The organism is Pseudomonas sp. NPDC077186 (assembly GCF_044543505.1).
GTDB lineage: Bacteria > Pseudomonadota > Gammaproteobacteria > Pseudomonadales > Pseudomonadaceae > Aquipseudomonas.
Window position 1 is genome coordinate 1 of record NZ_JBITWE010000018.1, and the last position, 1,940, is coordinate 1,940.

Below are 1,940 nucleotides of genomic sequence, written 5' to 3' on the forward strand. Positions count from 1 at the left end.
CTGGCATTGCACCGAGCGTGTGCGATCAAACTGCAGGGTATTGAAGCTGACGTCGATAAGCGGCATGCCCGCGAAGAGGATGACCACGATGGCGACGAAGATGCGGTTCTCGATGCGCACGGCCGACAGCGCGCCTTTGTTGCCTTCGTCGGCCCCTTCGGCGCGGGCCTTGAGCCACTCCTGGAGGACGATAGCCAGGAACGGGATGGCGAAGGCGCCGCTGGCGATCAGCACGGCCCAGATGCCGTTGTGAACGACCCAACTCACCAGGGTCAGGTAGTACTCCAGGTAATCGGTGGTGTAGAGCGTCATCGCAGCCTCCGGTCATCCCGCCTGCAGATAAGGACTGAGTTCCAGTGCGGCCACCGCGACGACGGCGGCCATTTCTGCCCGCAGCAGGCGCCGCCGAGTGCCCGCATCCGGCTCGCGTGCCAGCACCCGGCGACGCATCCAGAGCCAGCCATAAGCGGTGCCGGCATAGAGCAACAGGCGCCAGGCCAGGAAATGCGCGCTGTGCGCGGCCAGCCAGGCCTGCCAGCCGTCGATGCCGCCGGCCAGATGGATGCCGACGACATTGGCGGCGACGGCGGCCAGCAGGACGAGGAGGGTGCCCAGCAGCACCAGGCCTGCGTAGCGCAACCGCAGCCCCTTCATGGGGTGCCTCCGGTCTGGGCTGGACGCTGCAACTGATCGAGCCGGTCGGGAACCGGGTCGCCCTCGTAGACGGCGCGAGAGCCGGCGGAGCGTGCGCTGTGCCGCTGGATGATGGCGCTGGGCGAATTACTGGCCAGTTCGCGGCGCAGCTCCAGCTCGGTTTTCAGGTTGTGGATCTCGCGCTCGAGCAGGTCGCTTTCCTGGGACACCGCTTTCTGCGCTAATTCATTGGCCGCGACATTCGGCTCCTTGCGCCCGGTCAGCAGCGTGCGCTGCAGCAGTAGGGCTTTTTCGAGCACGCTGGACAGCGCGATCTCCGAGGCCAGGCGCCGCGCCAAAATGTCTTGGTCGGGCTCATCGCGTAGCGCCTCGATCACACCACGGGTGATGGGCAGGGAGGCGCTGCTGGCCGCCTGCAGGTTGTCGAGGCTCAGGGAGCGGCTGCCAACGATCAGCGCCTGCAGCGCTGCGAGCTTGCTTTCGTACTCCTCCTGGATCAGCGGGGTGAGGCCCACGCCCGGCGTGGTCACGGTCTTGTTGCAGGTTTCGCAGGTGCGCTGTTCCTGCTCACCCAGCACGCGCACGGCCCAGGCCGCGGCGGCCGCCGGCGAGCTCCAGGCCTGACAGGTCAGGTTGCCGCCACACTGAACAGGATCAATCGAACTGGCGTCCTCGACGTCGCGCCCGTTGACCAGGTTGTAGCCGGCGCGGGTCACGTCACTGATGACGCGAATCGGGTTCTGCCCGGAGCCGCCAGCGTTGTTGCCACCGACCCAGGTCACGCCGTCGTTGCCGCGGCTGGTTTCGGTCTGCTCGATGGCGGATACGGCGTCGCTACTGGCGACGGCTTGGGTGAGGACCATGCCGTCGGCGAGCTGGCTCCAGCCGACTTGGCCGCCCGCCACGTCAGCCATCTTCTCGGCCATGGCGCGGCAGGTCAGCTTGGAACGGTCGAAGTCCAGGCGCGCCTGCAGCACGCCATTGGTGAGCAGGTTGTATAGCCCGGGATCCGCCCGCTGGATGATCAGCGCCGGCAAGGAGGCGACCGCGGCGGTAGCGTTCTGAATCACCGACGACATGATGGTCTGAAAGCCGTTGGTCAGACCGTTCAACTGGTTCTGGATGGTGGTGGAGATCGACATATCGCCGCACATCAGGTTGCTGTTCCAGCCGACGCCAACGCCGATGGAGCGCATCGCGGAAGCGGGCGTCATCGACACGGCGCGACCGCCGCCGATCGAATACAGCACGTCGTCACCGATCACCGCGCCCTGGTGTTGCACGCC

General features: G+C 66.5%; 3 protein-coding genes. All 3 read right to left on the reverse strand.

All coding sequences use genetic code 11. From position 1 onward, the window contains the following. On the reverse strand, positions 1–312 hold a 312-nt coding region (locus ACIGKL_RS24960), incomplete at its 3' end, for a conjugal transfer protein TraG N-terminal domain-containing protein (protein WP_397489017.1). A gap of 12 nt (positions 313–324) precedes the next feature. After that, the gene (locus tag ACIGKL_RS24965; protein ID WP_124084278.1) at positions 325–654 is read right to left on the reverse strand and encodes a hypothetical protein; all 330 of its coding nucleotides are present in this window, start codon (positions 652–654) and stop codon (positions 325–327) included. Continuing rightward, positions 651–1,940, reverse strand: a 1,290-nt coding sequence (locus ACIGKL_RS24970; protein WP_397489018.1) for an integrating conjugative element protein, incomplete at its 5' end; no start/stop codon positions are given. The genes ACIGKL_RS24965 and ACIGKL_RS24970, both read right to left, overlap by 4 nt.

What these genes read in the sequence shown, in the direction of transcription:
- ACIGKL_RS24965 (WP_124084278.1), bottom strand. Translation starts at nt 654, where the DNA reads ATGAAGGGGCTGCGGTTGCGCTACGCAGGCCTGGTGCTGCTGGGCACC.